Annotated in this window: 20 protein-coding genes; 3 read left to right on the top strand and 17 right to left on the bottom strand. The window is 63.4% G+C overall.

Annotated features, from left to right (window positions below):
- Positions 1-11: 11 nt before the first annotated feature.
- From AB4074_RS13245 to pcrA, 9 genes are all read right to left on the bottom strand, one after another.
- Positions 12-941 (bottom strand): Cgl0159 family (beta/alpha)8-fold protein, encoded by a 930-nt coding sequence (locus tag AB4074_RS13245; protein WP_441413787.1) that lies wholly within the window; start codon positions 939-941, stop codon positions 12-14.
- Positions 938-1,972, bottom strand: a complete 1,035-nt coding sequence (iolC, locus tag AB4074_RS13240) for a 5-dehydro-2-deoxygluconokinase (RefSeq protein ID WP_441413786.1) — start codon at positions 1,970-1,972, stop codon at positions 938-940. Before iolC ends, AB4074_RS13245 begins: the two co-directional genes overlap by 4 nt.
- A gap of 210 nt (positions 1,973-2,182) precedes the next feature.
- Positions 2,183-2,587 carry a tautomerase family protein gene (locus AB4074_RS13235; protein ID WP_441413785.1) on the bottom strand — a complete coding sequence of 135 codons (405 nt, stop codon included), beginning with the start codon at positions 2,585-2,587 and terminating at the stop codon, positions 2,183-2,185.
- A gap of 365 nt (positions 2,588-2,952) precedes the next feature.
- Positions 2,953-3,186 carry a hypothetical protein gene (locus AB4074_RS13230; RefSeq protein WP_441413784.1) on the bottom strand — a complete coding sequence of 78 codons (234 nt, stop codon included), beginning with the start codon at positions 3,184-3,186 and terminating at the stop codon, positions 2,953-2,955.
- Between the two features lie 394 nt (positions 3,187-3,580).
- Positions 3,581-4,228, bottom strand: a complete 648-nt coding sequence (locus AB4074_RS13225; protein ID WP_441413783.1) for a hypothetical protein — start codon at positions 4,226-4,228, stop codon at positions 3,581-3,583.
- Between the two features lie 234 nt (positions 4,229-4,462).
- The gene (locus AB4074_RS13220) at positions 4,463-5,536 is read right to left on the bottom strand and encodes an IS630 family transposase (protein ID WP_441413782.1); all 1,074 of its coding nucleotides are present in this window, start codon (positions 5,534-5,536) and stop codon (positions 4,463-4,465) included.
- Positions 5,537-5,759: 223 nt separating this feature from the next.
- Positions 5,760-6,662: a succinate--CoA ligase subunit alpha gene (sucD, locus tag AB4074_RS13215; protein WP_404497006.1), complete on the bottom strand. Its 903-nt coding sequence runs from the start codon at positions 6,660-6,662 to the stop codon at positions 5,760-5,762.
- Positions 6,663-6,674: 12 nt separating this feature from the next.
- Positions 6,675-7,844, bottom strand: coding sequence for an ADP-forming succinate--CoA ligase subunit beta (gene sucC, locus AB4074_RS13210; protein WP_437772615.1), 1,170 nt, complete (start codon positions 7,842-7,844; stop codon positions 6,675-6,677).
- Between the two features lie 285 nt (positions 7,845-8,129).
- Positions 8,130-10,691, bottom strand: coding sequence for a DNA helicase PcrA (pcrA, locus tag AB4074_RS13205; RefSeq protein ID WP_441413781.1), 2,562 nt, complete (start codon positions 10,689-10,691; stop codon positions 8,130-8,132).
- A 173-nt stretch (positions 10,692-10,864) separates the two neighbouring features.
- On the opposite strand from pcrA, the gene AB4074_RS13200 reads away from it, so the two are divergent.
- From AB4074_RS13200 to AB4074_RS13190, 3 genes are read left to right on the top strand one after another with little or no spacing between them, the layout of a single operon-like run.
- On the top strand, positions 10,865-12,046 hold the full coding sequence (locus AB4074_RS13200) for a sensor histidine kinase (RefSeq protein ID WP_441413780.1): 1,182 nt from the start codon (positions 10,865-10,867) through the stop codon (positions 12,044-12,046).
- An 11-nt stretch (positions 12,047-12,057) separates the two neighbouring features.
- Positions 12,058-13,203 (top strand): hypothetical protein, encoded by a 1,146-nt coding sequence (locus AB4074_RS13195; RefSeq protein WP_441413779.1) that lies wholly within the window; start codon positions 12,058-12,060, stop codon positions 13,201-13,203.
- Complete coding sequence (locus tag AB4074_RS13190; protein WP_441413778.1) at positions 13,191-13,847, top strand: hypothetical protein; 657 nt, start codon at positions 13,191-13,193, stop codon at positions 13,845-13,847. Before AB4074_RS13195 ends, AB4074_RS13190 begins: the two co-directional genes overlap by 13 nt.
- Here AB4074_RS13190 and wsfD read toward each other — a convergent pair.
- The 8 genes from wsfD to AB4074_RS13150 all read right to left on the bottom strand — a co-directional run bounded on the left by wsfD (position 13,844) and on the right by AB4074_RS13150 (position 22,290).
- Positions 13,844-15,511, bottom strand: a complete 1,668-nt coding sequence (wsfD, locus tag AB4074_RS13185) for a glycan biosynthesis hexose transferase WsfD (RefSeq protein WP_441413777.1) — start codon at positions 15,509-15,511, stop codon at positions 13,844-13,846. The genes AB4074_RS13190 and wsfD overlap by 4 nt on opposite strands.
- Complete coding sequence (locus AB4074_RS13180; RefSeq protein WP_441413776.1) at positions 15,504-16,364, bottom strand: septum formation family protein; 861 nt, start codon at positions 16,362-16,364, stop codon at positions 15,504-15,506. Before AB4074_RS13180 ends, wsfD begins: the two co-directional genes overlap by 8 nt.
- A complete protein-coding gene (gene xrtS / locus AB4074_RS13175) occupies positions 16,354-16,920 on the bottom strand; it encodes an exosortase S (RefSeq protein ID WP_441413775.1) in 567 nt (188 codons plus the stop codon). The genes AB4074_RS13180 and xrtS overlap by 11 nt, the downstream gene beginning before the upstream one ends.
- Positions 16,920-18,281 carry a glycosyltransferase family 2 protein gene (locus tag AB4074_RS13170; RefSeq protein ID WP_441413774.1) on the bottom strand — a complete coding sequence of 454 codons (1,362 nt, stop codon included), beginning with the start codon at positions 18,279-18,281 and terminating at the stop codon, positions 16,920-16,922. Before AB4074_RS13170 ends, xrtS begins: the two co-directional genes overlap by 1 nt.
- 96 nt (positions 18,282-18,377) lie before the next feature.
- Positions 18,378-18,563, bottom strand: coding sequence for a hypothetical protein (locus AB4074_RS13165; RefSeq protein ID WP_441413773.1), 186 nt, complete (start codon positions 18,561-18,563; stop codon positions 18,378-18,380).
- A 46-nt stretch (positions 18,564-18,609) separates the two neighbouring features.
- Positions 18,610-19,896 carry a PVV-CTERM domain-containing choice-of-anchor G protein gene (locus AB4074_RS13160; protein ID WP_441413772.1) on the bottom strand — a complete coding sequence of 429 codons (1,287 nt, stop codon included), beginning with the start codon at positions 19,894-19,896 and terminating at the stop codon, positions 18,610-18,612.
- A gap of 129 nt (positions 19,897-20,025) precedes the next feature.
- The gene (gene wecB, locus AB4074_RS13155; protein WP_441413771.1) at positions 20,026-21,174 is read right to left on the bottom strand and encodes a non-hydrolyzing UDP-N-acetylglucosamine 2-epimerase; all 1,149 of its coding nucleotides are present in this window, start codon (positions 21,172-21,174) and stop codon (positions 20,026-20,028) included.
- A gap of 273 nt (positions 21,175-21,447) precedes the next feature.
- Positions 21,448-22,290 (bottom strand): inositol monophosphatase family protein, encoded by an 843-nt coding sequence (locus tag AB4074_RS13150; protein ID WP_441413770.1) that lies wholly within the window; start codon positions 22,288-22,290, stop codon positions 21,448-21,450.
- Between the last annotated feature and the right edge of the window lie 13 nt (positions 22,291-22,303).

Here is a 22,303-nt window from a genome sequence, read left to right as displayed (position 1 = left end):
TGACATTACTCTTACTCCGATACTTTCGCAGGTGTCTTCAGCAGCGCTGGCGTTTTCAGGAGCGAGGCGGCGGTGGCCACGGCCCCGGCCACGTCCCCGTCGGCCGGATACAAAAGGGTCCGTCCCACAGTCAATCCTTGGACTCCGGGCAGGGCAAGCGCGGCCTGCCAGCTGGCGAAGACCTCGTCCTGGCCCGCGTCCGGATCTCCGCCCAACAGGACCGTGGGCAGTGTGGTGGCGGCCATGACGCGTTCCATCTCGGCCACGACCGGGAGCTTCATCCAGGTGTAGGCGCTCGTGGAACCAAGGCCCTGCGCAATCGCCACCGACTTGATGACCGCGTCCGGGAACAGGTCGTTGCGGACCTTGCCGTTCGCCTCGCGGACGGACAGGAACGGTTCCACCATGGCGATGAGCTTGCGCGCTGCGAGGGAGTCCACCGCCTTGGCCGTCGCTTCCAGGATCGACGCCGTATCCGGGTCACCGAGGCAGATCCGGGTAAGCATCTTCCCGCCGTCGGCACCGAGTGCGTCCAGGGCGGCTGCGGTGTGGCCCGTGAAACGGTCGTCGATTTCGTTGACCAACCCCGCGAGTCCGCCGCGGTTCATCGAGCCGAAGACAAGCTTGCCCTCAAGCGCCCCGAGCAGGAGCAGGTCATCCATGATGTCCGGCGAGGCCAGGACACCGTCGACGGCGGGATTCGCCAAAGCGATCTGCAGGCGGTCCAAAAGATCCCGGCGGTCCGCCATGGCCACCGGGTCTGAACCGACGCTTAGGGCGCCGCGGGCCGGGTGGTCGGCGGCCACGATGAAGTTCTGGGTCCCGTACTTCAGGCCCGGGTGGCGGCGACGTGCGGCGGCAGCGCGGGCAACGGCGTCGGGATCTTCAAGCCGGATGGCACTGAGGTGCTCGTAACGGCGGGGGTCATCATTGAAGCTCAACGTGTTGCTCCTTCGGAAACTGCTGCGTGGGAAGCTACTGCTTCGGTGCCGGCGTCGCCGGCCGGGGTCAGGCGGCCGCGTTCGGCGAGCAACGAGGTGACTTCCTCCGGCGTCGGCATCGCGTCGGCGCAGGAGAGGCGGGAGGCGACGATAGCCCCTGCGGCGTTGGCGTAGTCCAGGATCTGGGCCAAAGGCCAGCCGGACAGCAGACCGTGACAGAAGGCGCCGCCGAACGAGTCGCCGGCACCCAGGCCGTTGACGGTCTCCACGGGGACGGGAGCGGAGACAACGCGTTCGGTGCGGGTCTTGGCCATGACGCCTTCGGGTCCGAGCTTGACGACGGCGATCTCGACGCCTGCGGCCAGGAGGCGGTCGGCCTGCTCGTCCGGGGTTCCCTCGCCCACGGCGACGGCACATTCCTTGTCATTGCCGATGGCCACCGTGACGTGCGGAAGGATCTTGGCGACCTCTGCCCGCGCCTCATCCTCGGAAGCCCAGAACATCGGCCGGTAGTCCAGGTCCAGGATGGTGTACTGGCCCTCGCCCAGTCCGGTCCGCGGCCGTGCTTCGTGGGCCGCGAGGTGGGCCGAACGGCTCGGTTCCTGGCAGAGGCCGGTCACGGTGGACCAGAAGATGCCGGCGTCCTTGATGGCAGCCAGGTCCAGTTCCTCGGCCTTGATCTGCAGGTCCGGCGCCGTCGGGAAACGGCCGTAGAAGTACAACGGGAAGTCGTGCGGAGGCTGGATCGCGCAGAATGTGGCCGGGGTCTGAAGGCCCGGCACCGGGGTGACGAATGCGTCGTCGACCTTGAACTTGCGCAGCTCGCGGTGGAGGTAGATGCCGAAAGGGTCGTCGCCGGTGCGCGTAATCACGCCGGAACGGCGGCCGTGGCGGGCAGCGGCAACGGCCACGTTGGACGGTGAGCCGCCAAGATACTTGCCGAAGGACTGCACATCCTCCAGTCCCACACCGATGTCGTTCGGGTAGATATCAACGCTGATGCGCCCGATGGTGAGCAGTTCGTGGGTCACGGTGATCGCGGACCTTTCTGTAGTGAACTCTTCTTGCGGGACGGTGAGAGCTCCGGTGCTTTTGCCGGCCCGCAGTGAGCGGGGCCACAACCACTACTTTGCACCAGAATTCATGTCCTGTCAAAGGTTTGTACTGACATATTTACAACGAAACGTAATGGCATAAATTACTCGGCGACTTGGGCTTGAATCCGCCCCAAAACGCCGGATTTACCGCGCGGGAACGGCAAGCTCGCCAGTGACATACTGGGCGCGGCCAAAGCCGAAGGACCAATCATCGGCACTGTTTTCGACGTACCCCAGGAAGACGTCTTCGCCCGCGACACCAATCTCGCCGAGCTGGGCGGCAATGGCGGCGAACAATGATTGCTTAGCTTCGCGGCTCCGGCCGCCCTGGGTGAATATCTGGATCATGACCACGCCGGAACTTCGTTCGAAACCGAGGCCGGCATCCTGCGCAACAATCTGGCCCACGGGATGCTCGGTGATGATGTGGAAGTAGTCGCGCTCAGGGATGCCGTACTCGGCGAGGATGGCATCGTGGATTCGCTTGCTAAGGTCACCGAGCTGCTCTGGTGTGCGGCCTTCGTTGACATCAATGCGAACGAGGGGCATTTGCTCTCCTTTGATAGTTTGTCCTGACATACTAACAAACTATTCCGAAGGGTCGCAAGGACGGCCTGGCGCCCAATCCGGCCGTGCGGGGCGTTGTCGCGGGATGTTTGGCCGGCTGCCGTCGGATTCTGCTGGATCATTCCGCTCGACGCAGGATACGGCCGCGAGATTCCGCGCCTACCCGGTTTATCCATTCGAATGATTGGGCCGAATCCAACGCGTCGCCGCTAAAACGACATGCTAAAGACCCGGTCCAGGGTTGATCTCGGATATCCCGGCCAAACACGACGATGCGCCTCTCCCCTAGCAAGGAGAGGCGCATCGTCATGGCGGGCTGGTACATCGAAACAACCGCTATCAAACGGTCATTGGCTCCTTCCAGAGTCGGACTTTCTGTTGCTGACGATCAAGGGAACGACGATAAAGACGTAAACAACCGACATCACCGAAAGCGCCGCGACGGCACCCGGCATCGACTGCACAACCGGCAACCAAGGAAGGAAAATGCAGCCAGCCATCAGAACCCAGAAGATCAAGCCCGTCCAACCCGTGGCAAGTGTGGCTTGGAAATCTTTCATTTGCGCGGATTCCTTTTGCATGGAGGCCTCCTATTTGCGGTGTGAGATAGTCTTCGGTTCGACGTATGGTCCGCGCCTGCGTGCCCATGCAAAACAACCGATGAAAAGGGCCGCTGCCAGGGGCGGAATGAGGTACCAGCCAAGCTCGCTACCCCGGAGCAAAAGTGCAACGTTAAATGTGACGATCGCGCTGAAGACAGGTACCGGCGCGGCCATCGCGCCAGACCTCATCGTTTCGGGTTGCCATTGACCGTACAGTGCCGCGGTCGCAAGAAACCCGGCCATGAGGCAAGCGCCAAGAATGAAAATGAGTGGAACCGGAGCGAACCCAACCACAATTACCGTCGCGCCGAGCAACGCACTCAAAGTCAGCCAGTATCTAGATCGCGCGGCCATCCGGCTCCTGCCCGCCATTTCAACAGCTCATATTGAAGTCGATGATTGCCCCGCCAACCGCGAACCCCGCGGCGCACAAGAAGGCCGCAACCGGAAAGGGCGCAAATGCGCCGCAAGTCGTCACGTTCACGGCAAACCAAGCCCAGAAGGCAGCCCACGCTGACGGGCACCGGGGAAGATCTCCCAGACCCTGCGTCTGCATTGTGTTCTGCTGGTGCACCATCATCTCTATGCTAAATGCATCGCGTTCAAGGACCTGAACTCTGAACTCGAGAACGCCCGCGTCCATCATCTGCGTAAACCCAGACAGGGCATCCTCCGGCATCAATGAGGCTAGCCCTTCAACCTGCTCATTCAACGACAGCCCCGAAAACGACGTCAGGTAGGCCATAGTCTCAGGCGAGGATGTGATTAGTTTTTTTCGAGCCGCGAAACCGGACGGATCAGAGGATCTTGCAGTCTCGATTGTGTTCGCCGCAGCAAGTTTCCCTGCCCCATCCGGAGCGGCCGTTACCGTCGTTTGACTGATGGTAAAGTTATCAATCTTCTTTACAGAAGGTACCGGGACATTTTTTTGAGCCGTCGCGGCCGTAGCCGCATTTGGTGTCAAAATCGCGACGGCAAGAAAACATCCAAGTGCCATTTTTAATAGGTTCCAAGTCTTCACAGCGTTCCCCAATCTGTTGATTCCAGAACAGGACTAGCCACTGCGTCGAGGTGGGTCTCGCACATTCAGACCCGGAGAGCCCTTAGAAAGCCATACGGCTGTTTTCGTCCCGTTCCCCTATGTATTTTGATCTACCAGGATCGGCGCCTCCTTGGTTGAGGCTAAGCCATCGTTTCTGCCGCTGGGGTGCAATGAAGACAAAATGAGTGTCCCTAAGCGACAAAACGAGTACCACTAATGGCGCGTGTTTGAAGTTGTTTTTGGTTTGGCTTTCGCCAGGATCTCTTCCGGGGATTTGGTCCAGGTGAAGGGGTGGGAGCGGTCGTTCCAGCCGTTGATGAACGCACGGATCTTGCGCGTCAGGTCGGTGACGGAGCTGAAGGTGCCGCGGTGGATGGCTTGGCGTTCGGCGATGCCGAACCAGATCTCCACCATGTTCAGCCAGGATGCGCTGGTGGGGGTGAAGTGCACGTGGATGCGCGGGTGCTCCGCGAGCCAGGCCTTGATCTCGGCGGTCTTGTGCGTGCCGTAGTTGTCCATCACCAGGTGCAGTTCCTGTGCCGGGTAGCTCCGGGCGACGTGCTTGAGGAAGGACAGGAACTCCTTTCGCGTGTGCGCCGGTTTGCATTGTCCGGTGAGCTTGCCGGTGGCGATGTCCAGGGCCGCGAACAAGGTCGTGGTCCCGTGCCGGATGTAGTCGTGGGTGCGCTTGGCGGCGGAGCCGATCTGCAGCGGCAGCCCGGGCTGGGTGCGGTCCAGGGCCTGGATCTGGCTCTTCTCATCGATGCACAGCACCACCGCGTTCTCCGGCGGTGCCATGTACAGCCCGACCACGTCGATGACCTTGGCCTCCAGCTCGGGGTCGGTGGAGAACTTGAACGTCTCCTCCTTGAAGGGCTTGACTCCGTGCTCGCGCCAGGTGCGGGCCACGGTGGAAAAATCAATCCCCAGGTGCTTTGCCAGCAGCCGTGCCGACCAGTGCGTGACACCAAGCTTCTTCGGAGGCGGCGTCAAGGTCGCGGTGATGATCCTGGCCCGGTCGATTTCCCGCGGACGGCCCGGGCGCTCACGGTCCTCCAGCCCGGCCAGCCCCGCGCCCAGGTACCGGTTCCGCCAGGCCGTCACCGTGGGCACGGTCACCCCGACCAGCGCGGCGATCTGCACATTCGCCACCCCGTCGGCAGCCAGCAACACGATCCGCGCCCGCTGCGCCAGCCCGGCCCGCACCGACGATGACCTCACCCAGCCGGCCAACACCGCCTCGTCACCGTCGCGCAAAACCAGGGCCGGGGCAGGAGGATGAGCCATGCCCCAATTCTCCCAAATCCCAACCTAAAAATCACTTAAGACACGCGCCACTAAAGGCAAATTTGAGTGTTTGAACGTCGCTATGTGTGAGTGTTTCGCCGTCTCACGACCACTCTCATCTGCAACAATCCTTAAACAACGACGGCGCCCGTCACCTTCGCGTGGAAGGTGACGGGCGCCGTCGTACTTATGGTCGCGCAGAGAGCGCCTGCGCAGGGTCCTGCTAGAGGGTTGCGAAGACCTCGCGGAGGAGCTTGGCGGTCTCGGACGGCGTCTTGCCGACCTTCACGCCTGCAGCTTCGAGAGCTTCCTTCTTGGCCTGAGCCGTACCCGCAGAGCCGGAGACGATGGCGCCTGCGTGGCCCATGGTCTTGCCCTCGGGGGCGGTGAAGCCTGCAACGTAGCCGACAACCGGCTTGGTGACGTTGGCCTTGATGAAGTCGGCTGCGCGCTCTTCTGCGTCGCCACCGATTTCGCCGATCATGACGATTGCCTTGGTCTCCGGGTCAGCCTCGAACGCAGCCAGGGCGTCGATGTGCGTGGTACCGATGACGGGGTCGCCACCGATGCCGATGGCGGTGGAGAAGCCGAGGTCGCGCAGTTCGTACATCATCTGGTAGGTCAGGGTACCGGACTTGGAGACCAAGCCGATGGGGCCCTTGCCGGTGATGTTTGCCGGGGTGATGCCAACCAGGGCTTCGCCCGGGGTGATGATCCCGGGGCAGTTCGGCCCGATGATGCGGGTGATCTGCTTGCCGTCAGCGTCCACCGTGGCCTGGGCGAGTGCCCAGAACTCGGCCGAGTCCTGAACAGGCACGCCTTCGGTGATGACGACAACCAGGCCGATGCCTGCTTCGATGGCTTCAACGACGGCGGACTTGGTGAATGCCGGCGGAACGAAGACGATCGAGACGTCGGCGCCGGTCTCCGCAATGGCTTCCTTGACGGTGCCGAAGACGGTGATTTCCTTGTCGCCGTGCAGCACCGTGGTGCCGGCCTTGCGGGCGTTGACGCCACCGACGATGTTGGTGCCGGCCTTGAGCATCAGGGCGGTGTGCTTGGTGCCTTCGCCGCCGGTGATGCCCTGGACGATGACCTTGGAGTCCTTGTTCAAATAAATAGACATAGTGAGGTCCCTTTACTTCGCTGCGTTGGCGAGTTCGGCGGCCTTGTCGGCGCCCTCGTCCATGGTGGCTGCCAGGGTAACCAGCGGGTGGTTGGCCTCGGCCAGGATGCGGCGGCCCTCTTCGACATTGTTGCCATCGAGACGGACAACCAACGGCTTGTTCGCGTGGACACCAAGCTCGGCCAGTGCACCGACGATGCCCTTAGCCACAGCGTCACACGCGGTGATGCCACCGAAGACGTTCACGAAAACGCTCTTGACCTGCTCGTCGCCGAGGATGACGTCCAGGCCGGCAGCCATGACCTCAGCGGAGGCTCCACCGCCGATGTCCAGGAAGTTGGCCGGCTTGACGTTGCCGTGGTTTTCGCCTGCGTAAGCAACGACGTCGAGGGTGGACATCACAAGACCGGCGCCGTTGCCGATGATGCCAACCGAGCCGTCAAGCTTCACGTAGTTCAGGTCCTGCGCCTTGGCCTTGGCCTCGAGCGGGTCGGCTGCGTCCTTGTCCTCAAGGTGAGCGTGCTTGGGGTGGCGGAAGCCGGCGTTCTCGTCCAGCGAGACCTTACCGTCAAGGGCAACGATGTCGCCAGCGCCGGTCTTGACCAACGGGTTGACCTCAACAAGGGTTGCGTCTTCCTTCTTGAAGACGTCCCAGAGCTTGAGGATGACGGAAGCAACCTTGCCACGCAGTTCCTCGGAGAAACCAGCAGCGGCAACGATTTCGTCGGCCTTGGCCTGGTCGATTCCGACGGCGGGATCGATGGCGACCTTGGCGAGTGCCTCGGGGCGCTCAACAGCAAGCTGCTCGATTTCCATGCCGCCTTCAACCGAGCACATGGCCAGGTAGTTGCGGTTGGCCCGGTCCAGCAGGACGGAGAAGTAGTATTCCTCAGCAATGTCGGCGCCCTGGGCGATCATGACCTTGTTGACGGTGTGGCCCTTGATGTCCATGCCAAGGATGTTGGTGGCGTGCTCAAGCGCTTCGTCAGCGGACTTTGCGACCTTGACACCGCCGGCCTTGCCACGGCCACCGACCTTTACCTGCGCCTTGACGACGGTCACGCCGCCGATGTTCTCGGCAGCAGCCTTTGCTTCTTCAGGAGTGTGCGCCACGATGCCGGCGAGCACGGGTACACCGTGCGCTTCGAACATATCGCGCGCCTGATATTCAAACAGGTCCACGGTTTAGTGTCCTTCTACGTCGAAGTAGTTTCTGTACAGCCGGAAACCACGGTGACCGCGAAAACCGGCTGCGGATAGGTGCGCATCGAACGGCCATCTAGCAGCCGGTCACATTGCGCAAGTTCCTCTCGAACTTTAGCCCCCCGGGGAGGCCAGCCTGTTCTACAGTACCTGTTAAGTGAGTAAGCACACACTTCTATCGACCGTAGAAAAACCGGCTATATGACGCGGTTTTCCGGCGCGTCCAGCCACCATAATGCCAGGACGACAGGACGCCGGAAGCCGCTAGGAATCCAGTTTGGTCAGCGGCGCGTAACGCAGCAGCAGCCGTTTCTCGCCGACGTCGAACTTCACCTTTGCCACGGTCTTGTCACCGGCGCCTTCGATGCCGATCACGGTGCCGTTGCCGAAGCTCGTGTGGTTCACTTTGTCCCCCACGACGACGGCGACCACTTCCTTTTGCGGCTGGACACGGTTGCGTACGACGGCGGCCGGCACGTCGGCGTTGAAGCCCGCCGTGCCGCTGGCGGCAGCGCCGCGCGACGTTCCGGCACCCCAGAAAGAGCCGCCATAACGCCCGGAGCCGATGGGGGCGTTACCCCAGCCGCTCACTTGGCGGGAGGTGCCTTCGCGCTTCCACTCCACGAGACCGGTGGGGATCTCCTCGAGGAATTGGCTGGCGGGGTTGTATTGGCTCTGGCCCCACATGCTGCGGACCTCCGAACGGGTCACGTAAAGACGCTTCCGTGCACGGGTGAGGCCCACATAGGCCAGGCGACGCTCCTCCGCCAGTTCCTTCGGATCTGTTGCGGAACGCTGATGCGGGAACAACCCGTGTTCCATGCCGGTCAGGAAGACCACGGGGAATTCCAAGCCCTTGGCCGTGTGGAGGGTCATGAGCGTGACCACGCCCATCCGCTTGGCCTCGGCCACGGCCGCGGCAGCGTCCTCGGAAGATCCCTCCGGAGCGTCCGGGATCTGGTCGGCGTCGGCTACGAGGGAGACTTGCTCGAGGAACTCGCCCAGCGAGCCTTCTGGGTTGTCGCGCTCGTATTCCCGGACCACCGCAACCAATTCGGCGAGGTTTTCCACACGGGATTCGTCTTGCGGATCGGTGCTCGCGCGGAGCCCGGCCAGGTAACCGGTCTGTTCCAGGACAGCTTCCAAGGCAGCCGCGGCCCCGGAACCCGAGGCCACTTCGGCCAGGTCATCCAGAAGCTTCACGAAGCCCAGAACCGCGTTCACGGAGCGGGTGGCCATGCCGGGAGCCTGGTCCGCCTTGCGTGCCGCGGTCATAAACGACGTGCGTTCGCGCTCGGCCAACGCCGCCAAGGCACCTTCGGCACGATCGCCGATTCCACGCTTGGGTTCGTTGAGGACGCGACGCAAATTGACGTCGTCGTCGGGGTTCACCAGGACGCGAAGGTACGCGAGGGCGTCCTTGATTTCCTTGCGTTCGTAGAATCGGGTACCGCCCACCACTTTGTACGGCAGGCCAACGCGGACGAGGACGTCTTCAATGGAGCGTGACTGGGCGTTGGTGCGGTAGAAAATGGCGACGTCGCCAGGACGCAGGCCCTCCTCGTCCTGGAGCCGGTCGATCTCCTTGGCGATGAACTGGGCTTCGTCGTGCTCGTTCTCCCCCACGTAGCCGATGATCTTTTCGCCGTCGCCTTCGGCCGTCCAGAGTTTCTTGTCCGGGCGGTTGGGGTTGCGCGAAATAACGGAGTTCGCCGCGCTCAGGATGTTCTGGGTGGAGCGGTAGTTCTGCTCCAACTTGATGGTGCGGGCTTCCGGGTAGTCCTTCTCGAATTCGACGATGTTGCGGATGTCCGCACCGCGGAAGGCGTAGATGGATTGGTCGGAGTCGCCGACGACGGTCAGCTCGCTCGCCTGCGGACCCTCGCCGACGATTTCGCGGACCAATGCGTACTGGGCGTGGTTGGTGTCCTGGTATTCGTCCACGAGGACATGGCGGAATCGACGTCGGTAGGACTCCGCGAGCGCAGGGAAGGCCCGGAACATATACACGGTCTGCGCAATGAGGTCGTCGAAGTCCATGGCATTGGCCTGGCGCAAGCGCTGCGTGTAGCCCTTGAAGACCTCGGCCACGGCCTGCTCGAAGGGTTCGTTGTAATTAGCACTGGAGGCGAACGCGTCGTCGTCGATGAGCTCGTTCTTGAGGGCCGAGATCTTGTGCTGAATGGCCTTGGGGGCGAACTTCTTGGGGTCAAGGTCCAAGTTTTTCGCTACGAGGGTGATGAGCCGCAGGGAGTCCGCGGAGTCGTAGATGGAGAAGTTGGAGTTCAGCCCCACGTTGGCGGCTTCGCGGCGCAGGATGCGCACACAGGAGGAGTGGAACGTGGAGATCCACATCGACTTGGCGCGGGCACCCACCAGCGCTTCGATGCGCTCCCGCATTTCCGCGGCCGCCTTGTTGGTGAAGGTAATGGCCAGGATCTCGCCGTGGTGCGCCCGCCTGGTGGCTATCAGGTACGCAATGCGGTTCGACAGCACGCGGGTCTTGCCTGACCCTGCACCGGCGACGATCAGCAAAGGGCTGCCGGCATGTTTGACGGCTTCCTCCTGCTGGGGGTTCAACCCTTCGAGCAATGCCTCCGCAGACGGCAAGCCCGCGTGGCCCCCGTCTTGCCCACCGCCGGGCGCGCCACCCCAAGACACAGCCCCACCGGACGCAGAGTCGCCAGGCGCAGAGCCGCCCGGCCCACTACCACTCTGCGCAGGGCCGCTGCCGGCGCGTGAAAGCATGGCCGGAGCGGCCTTGGTGGCAGCTCGGCTTGCAGCTTTGAAGGGGCCATCCGCGTACGGGTCAAACAACATATCCATGGTGTTTACCAGTCTAGGCGGTGGCTCTGACACCGGAGGACCCGCATGATCTTCCTCGATGTCCGTCAAATACCGGCTCAGTCGGGAAATACCGAGGCTCCGAAGTGCTCTCCCAATTATGCTTCTTAGGAGCTACAAGTTCGCTGGCTCTGGGACACATCCAAAGGAACGGCATGCGGGGAAAACGAGGGGTTTGGACTACGCGCCGCCCCGGTGTGGTGTCGAAATACGGAACCCTTCTGGGGTTGGGCATCACCATTGCCTCCAGCCTGTTCCTGGCTGCGGCCAAGCGGCTCCAGCCGTGGGAATTCGTCGGCGCGTACCTTATCCTTGCGGCGGTCCTCGTCTGTTTCGTACTGATGCTCCACTCGGATGCATGGCCCCAACGCCTGGCGGTTCTGTCCGGGCTGATCCTGCTCGCGGAACTGTTGGGCTCCGAACAACGCGACGAGTTCAATCCCGCTTTCCTCCCTTACACGCTGGTCCTCTCGGCAAGTTCCGTCCTCGTCCTCTCGATGCGCAAAACCTGGCGCTCAGGGCTGTTCACATTCATGGCGTTCCTTCTCGTCCTGGGGTACACGGTGATCGCCGCCTCGGCGGTGGGCGTCCGTCCGGCGAGCGCTTTCATACTCGCGGCGACCTGGATCATCACCTTGGCGATGCGGATTGGCGGACCACGGGCGTTGGCCCTGTATTGGGGAGATTTCGCCGTGCGCCAGGAATCCGTGGCAGCCCACATCGTGGCACAGAACCGGCGTAGCTCCGTGGCCTGGAACACGAGGCATTTGCACGACACCGCCTTGCGCACCCTCACCGTGATCGGCCGCCAAGGCGCCGGTCTCTCCTCGAAAGAATTGGGAGAAATGCTCGACGCCGGCACCTCCTCGGGAGCGGTGGCCCGGCCGGGACCACCGCTGCCAGGAGGGACCGACGTCGACTTTGGCGCTTCGACGCTCCCCGAGACCCCGGAACCCGGCGACCTTTCCGTTCGACTGCGGCGAATCGCCGAGAAACGGGCACGGGACGGCTTCAGCGTCGAGATCCACGGGACGACCGGAGCACTGGCCGCTCCTGTCCAGGCTGCCTTGCTGGCGGCAGTGGATGAATGCATCCTGAACGCCGACAGGCACGCCGGCGCAGGACATGTGGATGTCCTGTTATCCCGGACCTCGGGCCACGTGTCAGTGGTCGTCAGCGATTCCGGTTGTGGATTTGACCCTTCGACGCTCCCCACCGACAGGCTGGGCGTCAAAGAATCCGTCCTCGCCCGGATGCGCGACGCCGGGGGACGTGCGCGGGTCTTTTCCACGCCTGGACGAGGAACCACGATCCTCCTCGAAGCCGTGGTCGCATGACCATGCCGGCTATGTCGCGGACGAGCGTGGAGGGACCCCTCTTCGTGTCGCGTGGAATTCTGGCGACAGCCTGCTTCGTGCTGTGGATCCTCAATTTCTATCTCGCTTTTGAAGCCGGCAACAAGACGGGCGCTGCCCCCTGGCACGCCCTGGCTACAGGCCTCGACTTGTTGGGGCTCGCCGTCGCCGTCCGGGCATCCGACGCCGCTACCCCACGGGGCCGGCTGGCCAATCTGCGGGCCACGTGGCTGGTCCTGGCCGTTGCTTCGGCTTGCTGTGCCGCACTGGCTACCGTGCAGGAAACGGGGCTCGCCCTGATCGGAGCGAATGCACTGCTCTCCGCAGTCGCAGTCCTCCTGGTGTCCCACCTCTGGAACCTTCGTGGATTCGTCACCCTCACGCTCGCCATTGCGGCAGTCAACACCGCCCTCCACGCCGTCACTCCCGGAGCCGACCCGCGGACGACGTCGAACATCCTGTTCCTTTCGCTCCTTCCCGGTGTGGTCGGAACTTTGAGCGTGCTATTCCGCAGGGACGCCCTTCAGCGGAAGGGCGCGAGCGGACTGAGCGGGCGGCTCGACGCCCTGACACAGGCAATCAACGCCAAAACGTCCGTACGGGAGCTCGAACTGGCGGTCACCAAGACCCAGATCGATGAATTGTTTGCCAAGGTAGCGCATGCCCCCTCGCTGTCTCTGGACCCAGCGACGGCCCGCGAAGCGAGGGAGCTTGCGGGTCATTTGCGGCAGTTGTTACTGCAGGAATGGTCCGACAATTGGCTTGCTGAAGCCTTGGAACTCGAGGGCCTTGGCCACAATGTCATTGTTGCCCAGCCCACTGACGTGGTGGAAGGGCTGCCGGAGAGCTCACGCCCGGCCATCCTGGCTGCCACCATGCTGATGGCAATGGGCGCCACGCTGCGGGGCGCACACAGGGGCGACGCCACTCCGCGGCCAGGGGCTGCCCACCGGATCCACTTCTTTGCCGAGAAGTCCGGCCAGGACGGTGCACGCCTGACATGGCGCATTGGCGGAGTCCGCAAGAACCGTCTCTCACCTCTGTTGTGGACCGAGCTTGATTCGCTGGGCCTAGGCAAAGCGCACAATGACCGGGAAGGCTGCAGCATCGTGGTTGAGACAGCCGGGTGGCGACGTTGACCCGCGTTCTGCTCATCGACAACCACCAGCTTTTGGTCGACTCCTTGTCACAGTGGCTTCTCGTGTACGCTCCGGAAATCCGCGTCCTGGCCGGGGCCTCTTCCTGGCCTCTGGAAGGCCTCACGCCCCAAGGTGACGGGGCCGCCAAGGCGGATGTCGCCGTCGTCGGTGAACTGCAAGGGCGAGAAGCCCCTAATCTTGCCGGTATTGTCTCCTCGCTCAGGGCGTCGGGGATGCAGGTGGTCCTGCTGGCCGACCAGCAGCCTGTAATGGCCATCAGCTCAGCCCTCGACGCCGGTGCGCTGGCCATTGTGCCCAAGTCCGCCGATCCGGGCCACACCGCGGCCGCGATCCGCGCGGCGGCATCCGGCCGGCGATACCTTCATCCGGACATCAAGGGAATGCTTGAGTCAACAGCCGCCTTGAGAGTCGAGTTGTCAGTCAGGGAACGACGGCTTGTGGAGCTGTACCTTGGACCCACGCCTCGAAGCATCAGGGAGGTGGCGGATCTGTTGGCGATCAGCGAGCAGACGGTCAAGTCCCACCTGCACCGGGTCCGGCAGCGCTATGCAGCCGCCGGCTTCAAGGTGGGAAACATTATCAGCCTCCAGGATCAGCTTCGAAAAGACGGCTGGCTGAGCTAAACGAGGTGCGGCTGCGACCGTGGCTGCGTCGATTTCGACGCAAGAATGCTCACCAACGCCACCAAGAGCGGAACGCACAATGCCGACATGAACCCGGCCAAAATCATCTGGCGGTGGATCTCCGGCTGCCCCTCCAAGATCAGGACAACCCAGAACTGCGCCCAGCAGCCAAGGACTATCACCACGGCAAGGCGTCCTATTCCGGACTTCCGTCGAGCGGCAACGGCGAAGCCCATGAGCAGTGTCAACAGGTGGAGGCCAAGCAACGCAACCGGTGCCGCATTCATCGCCGTGTACAGGCCCAGGACAACGGGCAACCTGCGTTCCTTGACGCCGGGTGCTTGGCCCGAATCCTCCATGTACGATCCCCCACCGCTGGGTTCGGGCGTGAGCAGGGCGCTGATCCCCCGCTCCCCCAGGCCGATCAGGCGTTCCGGGTGCGTGGCAAAGAACTCGGCGATCTTGCCACGATTGATCTGTTCCCCGAACTGAGGGTAATGCGGGTTGTACACCGCTGAATTGACGGAGTCCATCGTGCTGCCCGCGGCCGTCACGAAACTCCGGTCCAGCCCCAGCCACTTCAAATCCGCGACGGGATCCGGGCTGTTGGGCAGGATCGACGCGAAGACAGTGTTGTAGAGATTCACCTCGGTAGCACGCTTGGGTTCGACCGAGAGGAACGCTACGGCAACCCCCGCAATGGCAACCACGGCCGCCGAGGGCATCACGAACGCCTGCCACCGACGACGCGCGGGAGTCGCCCGGCGTCGAGCGCGCGCGGCAGGCAACCACAGGAGCGCCAGGGCAACCGCCGGCACCCACGACACCATTTGCGGCATCGCCGAGACCGTGAATGCGGCTGCGAGGACCACCATGAGCACCGATGCCCAGCGCAGCCTTCCGCCGTTCCAGTAGCGCAGCAGTGCCACCGCCAAGGCAAGCGTGCCCAGGAACGCAGCGGGTTCACTGTAGGGCGACACGAAGAAATCCGCGAAGACTCCGTCCACCGTGACCAGCGTGACGAGCGCAGCGATCAGCACCCGGAACGGCATCCGCCCCGGCAACGCCGCCACGAGTCCGGCGGTGAGGGCGCCGAAGGCAACACAGCACACAATCCCCACCGCGCGCGTATCCAGGCCGGGTCCCCAAGCAAACACCGGCGTGAGCCATTTGCCGAGCCACAAGAGCAGCAATTGCGAGGAATAGACGGGCTCTCCGGATCCAGTGAAGCCGCAAGCCTCACCGTAGTACTGATGCGGCACCCAGCTAGGTTGGATGAAATCCGTGAAGTCGGCATAGCCCCAGGGTCTGAGGTTCCGGACGCCCAGAGAGCAAAGCAGTTGTTGACCGGTCCCGTCGTCTGCCATGCCAACGGTCCGGGGCAGGAACAAGCGGAGGATCATGACGAGCGAGGCAAGCGTGCCGGACAACCCGGCAACAGCGCGCAAGCGGAGCGACCCCGGCGCGCCTTGCCCCACCTCACGCAGCCCCACCTCACGCAGCCCCACCTCACGCAGCCCCACCTCACCCGGCCCGAACGTCCTGGCCAGGTAACCGGCCGCGGAGCGCAGCGGGCCCGCGGCCCCGCTCTTCCGGCGGAGCGGTTCCGGGTCGAACCTCGTGGACGGCTCGGACTTCTCGGCATCCGGCCTTGCGTCAACCATGCTTCCGCCCTCCCGCCGGCGCGAGCGTGCCCGTGATGGTGCCTGGACTGGACTGCAAATTGGACTGCAGGGGCGCGACCGCGCACCGCACCGTGTACGCGCCGTTCACCGTCCGGATGATCGGACGCAGCGCGATTCCGGCCGGGAGCGCGTCAACGCCGAGGAACTGCAAGGCATAAGGCAGGCACCGCGCGATTCGCGCGGCAGGGGTGGCCACACTGCTGTCCAGATTGAGCCACGCACTGACGTCCTCCGCGGTGTGGGGTTCCGTGCACGGAATATCGACGCCGTCGTCGCTCAATTGGCCTTCCGCGAGTTCCTGTCGATAGCAGAGCCGCAGGGCGGCCGACTCGGGGCCGGCCAGCAGGCCCTTGAAATCCGCGGTGGTGGTCCGGGGAGTGCCGTCGTTCGCGGCCAGGAGCACGTCGCAACGCACGGCCCGGGCGCCGCGTTCCCAGTCGTCACGGCTCGGGGCGTACGCGGCGATGGCCAGGCCTGTTGTGCCATCACGTTCACGGGCTCCGAGATACATCCGGAGTGAAGCAACGTCGCACAAGCGCTGGCTGAGTACCTTAAGTTCCTGTTGTCCCGGCCTTGTTTCCTGACCTGACAAGGGAGCCGGAACCTGCGTGACCTTGTAGGTCTGGGCGGTGTGCGCCTCCGTGCAGGAGACCGGTGGGCTTGGTTCGCTGACGGCGTCGAATTGTTCCGGCGAGACAATCAGGTGGCACTCGCCCACTGCCGGATTGCCGGTGGGCGCCCCGGGAAGTGTCTGGTTGCATCCACTCAGGAGCCCTGCAATCAGCAGTGCTGCAGCCCCCGACGTCGCCCGTTTCGGCAAGCTACGCGGCACGCCGCCCCCGTCTGGTCTTGCCTGCGCGGACCAGGACAATGATGGCCGCGACAAAGCCGGCGATCACCACGAAAGAACCGAGGAAATGGTGCATGATACTGAACCCCTGCTCTCCCCAGGCCTGCTGTGCGCCCGCGATCATGAAGAACCTCAACCCGTTGCTGACAACGACAATCAGCAATGCCAATGCGGCGGCGCGGGCCAATCGTGGCACCGCGATACGGCCCATGAGGAACAAACCACCGGTCAAGGCCAGGACGGGGGCGATCAGTACCGCGCTTGAGCACAATCCGGTCACCATCAGGCCGAAGGGTTGCCCACCGCCGATGTTGTGGAAGATGATGTCGCGGACGCTGTAGGACGAGCCTCCCAGGACCCGATCGAACACCCAGGCCATGCTCAAGGCCTCGAGGCTGCGGATGCTCTCCTGCTGCAGCATGGCCAGGGCTGCCGCCGCCAGGCATACCAGGCCGGGGAGAATACCGCCCTGGCTCGAGCGGAGCGTTGCGACCCGTTGGCCTTGTGAGCTTTTGGAATATTGGACACTCGTGGACACTAGGCTTCCTTCGCTAACAGCTGGGCGTCGTCCTCATTGTTGCGCCGGGTTTTCGCCCATCCATGGCGTCCCGTAACCAAGCGGTAAGTTGCCCTCAACACGGACATGTAGTTCTGGTACATGTAGAGCCAGTAGCCGACTCCCCAGAGAACCCCTACCCACCAGCTCTTGTCCGGGACTGCCTGCTTGCGATAGACGGGACCCCACAGGGCGAACGGCGCGATGCCCGTGACAATGATGAGCGGGATGATGAACCAGGACGCTGCCAGCCAGGCCTGGAAGCCACCCATCGTGAGCGAGCCCTGGGCCACCATCGTGATGAACAGCGTGGGCCACAAGACCAGGCCGAGGATCTGGATGAACGGCTGGACCAGGAAATAGCTGCATTCGATGGCCCCGATATTGCTGAAGTACGGAGACTCGAAAATTCTCCCCAGGTAGCTGCTGCACTGCATTCCGCCGTGGCACCAGCGGGTTCTCTGGGTCAGCAGTCGGCGAAGCCCCGGAAGTGCCTCCTGGGACACATGGGCGTCATGCATGTAGACGGTCTTGTAGCCGCTCAGCATCACGTGGATCGCGAGCTCGTAATCCTCCAGGAGGGCTCCATGCCAAGGCTCCCCGGAGGCCCTGGCGATCGCGTCGAGGGCGGAAAGCCGGGTGAACTGCCCGTTGCCGCCCAAACCAACGGTCAAGGTGTGGCGTCGGAGCGACTGCATGGCGGCAATGGTGGTGCGGAACTCCATGTCCTGCATAAGGATGAGGTACCGGGCGAAGCCCTGCTTCACGCGTCCGAATCCTACGGCCGTCTTCAGTGCCGGGTCATCCACGTTGGACATCCACACAGCGGTCTGGGCGGCTCCCACCCCGGGATCCCCGAAGGCAAGCGATCCGGCGGCCTGACGGAACGCATTTTCGGACATGAGCCCATCGGCGTCGAGTACCATGACGATCACCGTTTCGCGGTCGGCCCCGGAAGGCAGCCAATCATCCAGGGTCCGGTACGCCGCGTTCAGGGCGTCGCCCTTGCCCGAACGGGCGTCCGGGAGAAAGCGGCGCACTAGGTGAACCAAGGGGTCGGCCACCGATGCACTCTGCACAATGTGGGCCGTGGCGTCTTCACTGGCATCGTCCACAACCCAAACGTGGGCCTCGGGGAATTGTCTCCGCAGCTTCGCCAGGGTATTTCCAATCACCGTTTCCTCGTCGCGGCACGGGATGAACACGTGCCAAGTGAAGCCTCCCGGTGTTCCCTCCGGATCGGGAGTCCTGCGCAGGAACGGAACCAGGATCACACTGATGTAGGCCAGGAACACCACCAACAGAACGAATGCCAAGGCTTGCGCGGACTCGAGTACTGACATGTCTCCCCGATAGTGCTTTGAGGCTGTTTACGGCCGTTTCAAGAGAAGGTGAAGCGGGGCGCCCCCAGAGGTGGGGCCGCCCCGCGGATGATGCAGCTAGGAATCCTTGCGGTCGGCAGCCCGCTTCGCGGTCTTGAGCCTGCTGTTGCGCAGGACCACGAACCCGGCGACCAACAACGCAATACCCAGGAGGATGACCCAGCCAAGGGCCGGTGCCCCGGTGACGGCGAGGGTTCCGGTGCCCGCCACCGCTCCCCCCGTCGTCAAACTATTTCCGTACATGCTGCACATTCCTTCCGTGGTTCTTGACAGGTGCGGGCAGACGCAATCAGACGGCCGGAACCGCGGTCCGACGGCGTGCACGCAACAACAACCAGCAAACAAGCGCTAGCAATGCCACTACGCCGCTGATGGCCAAGGTGTCGTTGTTGACCACCGGGATTGCTGCTGCAAGCAGGTTCGGACCCACGGAGACGTTGGCGAGGTCGACGGTGGCAATACTGCCGCCGGCTATGCCTACCTGGAGCGCACGCTCGGTGAAGGTGCCTCCGTTGCTTTCCTGTACGTTGACCTTCGCCGAGACCAATGCGGTCAAAGCGTTGGATAACGGGGTCACGATGGTAGAGGACACTCCGGAGACGACGCCGTTCAGGGCGGCGGTCAGAACGGCCAGGGCGGGGCCGGCAGTTATCTGCGCAATCGGTCCGAGCGCGTTGACTGCGGCGGTCGCGCTGGCGAGCGTGGAGTTGACCACGCTGGTGATCTTGGCGGCAACAGCCTGCGGCAGGAACGAAACGAAGTCCGTGCCAGGGGGCAGGGCGTTGAGGCTCGGCACACCGGCAACGGCCAGGAGGTCTGCCTCGGTGATGGAGATCGTGCCGCCTGCAAGAGGATTCGCCACAGTGACGCCCAAGGGACCCAGGACAAGGTTGGCAGTGTTGATGGCTGTGCCAACCGTGCCGGCAACTCCGCCAATGACCGTTCCGCCAAGATCAGCAGATACGCCGGCAATCGAGTAGGCACCGGCGGGAGCCGCCCCTTGGTCCTGCTTGGCGGCGGCGGCCAGAGTGGTGATCTTCAGGTCCAGATTCACGAGATCGGCGCCACCAAGGATGTTGGCCGTGCCCGCTTTGATTTCAGCCGCCGGGATACTGGGGCTTCCCGACGTCGGCAGGCCGCCGGGCAGGGTGACGAGGCCCGGTGCTCCCGAGACAGTACCTGAGAACGCCGCGGAGGATCCGTCATTGACGGCCTTTCCATACTGGCTGACCGCGCCCAGCTGGATGATGCCGTTGTTGCCCAGCAGCGGAATGTTTCCCGCACCGACGTTCACTATGCCGAAGGCGGCGGAAAGATCGAGCGGAGTGCTGTTTTCAATGACGGCCGGGCCGGATGGCGGGGTGCCGATCTGCCGGGCAGTTGCCGCGCCGTTGGATGCCACGCCGGCGAAGTTCGGTATCGCAAGGACGCTGCCGTCAATGATTTGTCCGCTGCCCGAAGAAATAGCGTCAGTCGGTCCGGCTGTTGCTGCTGGTGCCGCTACCAGGCCGAAACCCAGCGCTACGATAGCGCTGACGCCCACCGCGGCGGACCATGTCCTGTGTCTCGTATTCAAGTTTTGCCCCCTCGTAAGAGTTGCAATCACGCCGGGCGCGTTGCAACGGAAACCTTGGAGGACAGACGTCCCCCGTGGAGAAAGTAAACAAGGCCCTCGGCGAGCGCTTCCTGAAGGTACCCGAATGGGTTAAGCGACGAAGTCGGGGCGTCGCTTACCCATCCTCAACATGGAGTCGATGGCCGCCACGGCACGGTCGGCCGCGCCGCCGTCGCCGTAGGGGTTCACTGCCGTGGCCATCGCCGAATACAGCGCCTCGTCCGTCATCAAGGCGTGGACGGCGTCCACGATGGTTTGCTCGTCAGTCCCGATGAGCCGTGCCGTGCCTGCCGCCACGGCCTCGGGGCGTTCGGTGTTGTCACGCATGACCAGGACAGGTTTCCCGAGGGCCGGCGCTTCTTCCTGGACCCCGCCCGAGTCAGTGAGGACCACGTGGCACAGGCTCAGGAGCTTGGTGAATTGCACGTAGTCGAGGGGTTCCGTAATGGTGATGTTCTGGACACCTGCCACTTCGGGCAGGACGGCCTCCCGCACAGCTGGATTCCGATGCATCGGAAGGACGATTTCCACCTCGGGGCACTGGGCCGCGATCCGCGCGAGCGCCTTGCCCACGCCCACCATGGCCTGGCCCAGGTTTTCTCGTCGGTGGAGAGTGACCAACAGGATTCTGCGGCCTGAATCCGTGATGGCCCGGAGTGCGGATTCCGCAAACTCAACGTCCCTTTTGACAGTCCCCAACAGCGCGTCGATGACCGTATTTCCGGTGACCGCGATGTTCTCCGCCGAAATGCCCTCGGACAGCAGATTGTCCCGGCCTGTGGAGGTGGGCGCCAGATGCAGTGTGGCGATTTGCCCAAGCAAACGGCGGTTCGCTTCCTCCGGAAAAGGTGAATTCAGGTTGCCGCTGCGCAGTCCGGCCTCAAGGTGGACCACCGGAATTCCCTGGTAGAACGCTGCCAGCCCCGCGGCCATGGCGGTGGTGGTGTCTCCCTGGACCACCACCGCGTCCGGCCTGACGTCGTGGAGGACTTCCGTAACTCCCCGCAAGGTCTTTTCCGTGATCCCGGCAAGGGTTTGGCGGCGCTGAATGATGTTCAGGTCATGCTCGGGGTGGACGTCGAAGAGCGCATTGACCTGGTCCAGCATTTCCCGGTGCTGACCGGTTACTGCCACAGGCGCCTTGTAACGGCCGGTTGCGCGCAAGGCATGGACCAGCGGCGCCATTTTGATGGCCTCCGGACGGGTGCCGTAAACGAGCAGGACGGTGCGGTTGTCCAATTATTCCCCCTGGGCTTGAGCTGCCGTCCGGAGATTAGCAACTGCCCAGCGCCCTGTTCGGGGTACTCCCCAATAGGGTCAATCCCCCCAGGGGACATGCCCCCTCTTTGCTTGAACCACTGGACATATCAGCACTATGTCCATTCCTCACGCCAAAGAATGCGCATGCTCACAGGAACCAAAGCACTATGTCCACTCCCCAAGCCAAAGAATGCGCATGCTCACAGGAAGCGCAGCACTATGTCCACTCCTCCAGCCAAGGACAGCTCATGCTCAGGCGAATTGCGGCACCGAGGTGAGCGCCGCACGCAACTCGCGGACCGCCGTCGGGCCTCCCGCGAGGAACCAGTCCAGGCCGTTGACGCGCACGACGTCGGTGTCCCCGCCTGCCGCGCGGACGATCGCCTTGCCGGGGAGCCAGTCCCACTCGGGGCAGCTGTGCTGGAACCAGCAGCCCAGTTCACCGTCGGCCACCCGGCCGAGATCGCAGGAGCCGGAACCGAACATGCGCAATGACGCTGCGGACACCGCTGCAGCGTGCCAGGGCATGGCGGCGCGGGGATCGGCAAGCCAGGTGGGGTGGATGTAGGTCGCGGCACCGAGTTGACTGAGGGCAGCCCCCGACGGCCCCGGGATCCGTTCGTCGTTGAGGGTGGCGGGGTGGCCTTCACCGCCGGTCCAGAGCTTGTCCAGCTCCGGCTGATAGATGGCCCCGAGGATCACGTCCGCATCCGAGGCGACCCCATGTGTGGCCGGACGGTCGTGCTTCAAGGCGATCGCCGAGGACCAATAGGTGGAGCCGTGCAGGAAATTGTAGGTACCGTCCACGGGATCGATCACCCAGGTGCGGCCGCTGCTTCCTGCCACCGAGCTTCCTTCTTCACCTAGGATGCCGTCGTCCGGCCGGCAACGGCGCAGTTGCTCAAGGACGTAGGCCTCAGCCGCATGGTCCGCGGCGGTCACCACGTCAGAAACCGAAGTCTTCCGTTCTCCTTGCAACCCGCCCATCCGCATCAGCAGGGCAAGCTGCCCGGCTTCCCGGACCAGGGCCGCAGCGAGTTCGTAGTCGTCGAGCGATGGATCAAGTTCTGTGGCGGAGTGCCTGCCAGTGGTCATGGGTCCAGCTTAT

The organism is Arthrobacter sp. 2MCAF14 (genome assembly GCF_052115645.1).
Lineage (GTDB): Bacteria > Actinomycetota > Actinomycetes > Actinomycetales > Micrococcaceae > Arthrobacter.
This window is presented reverse-complemented; position numbering and strand designations above follow the sequence as displayed.

Coding starts and splice junctions, on each gene's coding strand:
- AB4074_RS13235 (WP_441413785.1), bottom strand. CDS start 2,587: ATGCCCCTCGTTCGCATTGATGTCAACGAAGGCCGCACACCAGAGCAG.
- AB4074_RS13230 (WP_441413784.1), bottom strand. CDS start 3,186: ATGCAAAAGGAATCCGCGCAAATGAAAGATTTCCAAGCCACACTTGCC.
- AB4074_RS13220 (WP_441413782.1), bottom strand. CDS start 5,536: ATGGCTCATCCTCCTGCCCCGGCCCTGGTTTTGCGCGACGGTGACGAG.
- sucD (WP_404497006.1), bottom strand. CDS start 6,662: ATGTCTATTTATTTGAACAAGGACTCCAAGGTCATCGTCCAGGGCATC.
- pcrA (WP_441413781.1), bottom strand. CDS start 10,691: ATGGATATGTTGTTTGACCCGTACGCGGATGGCCCCTTCAAAGCTGCA.
- AB4074_RS13200 (WP_441413780.1), top strand. CDS start 10,865: ATGCGGGGAAAACGAGGGGTTTGGACTACGCGCCGCCCCGGTGTGGTG.
- AB4074_RS13195 (WP_441413779.1), top strand. CDS start 12,058: ATGTCGCGGACGAGCGTGGAGGGACCCCTCTTCGTGTCGCGTGGAATT.
- wsfD (WP_441413777.1), bottom strand. CDS start 15,511: ATGGTTGACGCAAGGCCGGATGCCGAGAAGTCCGAGCCGTCCACGAGG.
- AB4074_RS13170 (WP_441413774.1), bottom strand. CDS start 18,281: ATGTCAGTACTCGAGTCCGCGCAAGCCTTGGCATTCGTTCTGTTGGTG.
- AB4074_RS13165 (WP_441413773.1), bottom strand. CDS start 18,563: ATGTACGGAAATAGTTTGACGACGGGGGGAGCGGTGGCGGGCACCGGA.
- AB4074_RS13150 (WP_441413770.1), bottom strand. CDS start 22,290: ATGACCACTGGCAGGCACTCCGCCACAGAACTTGATCCATCGCTCGAC.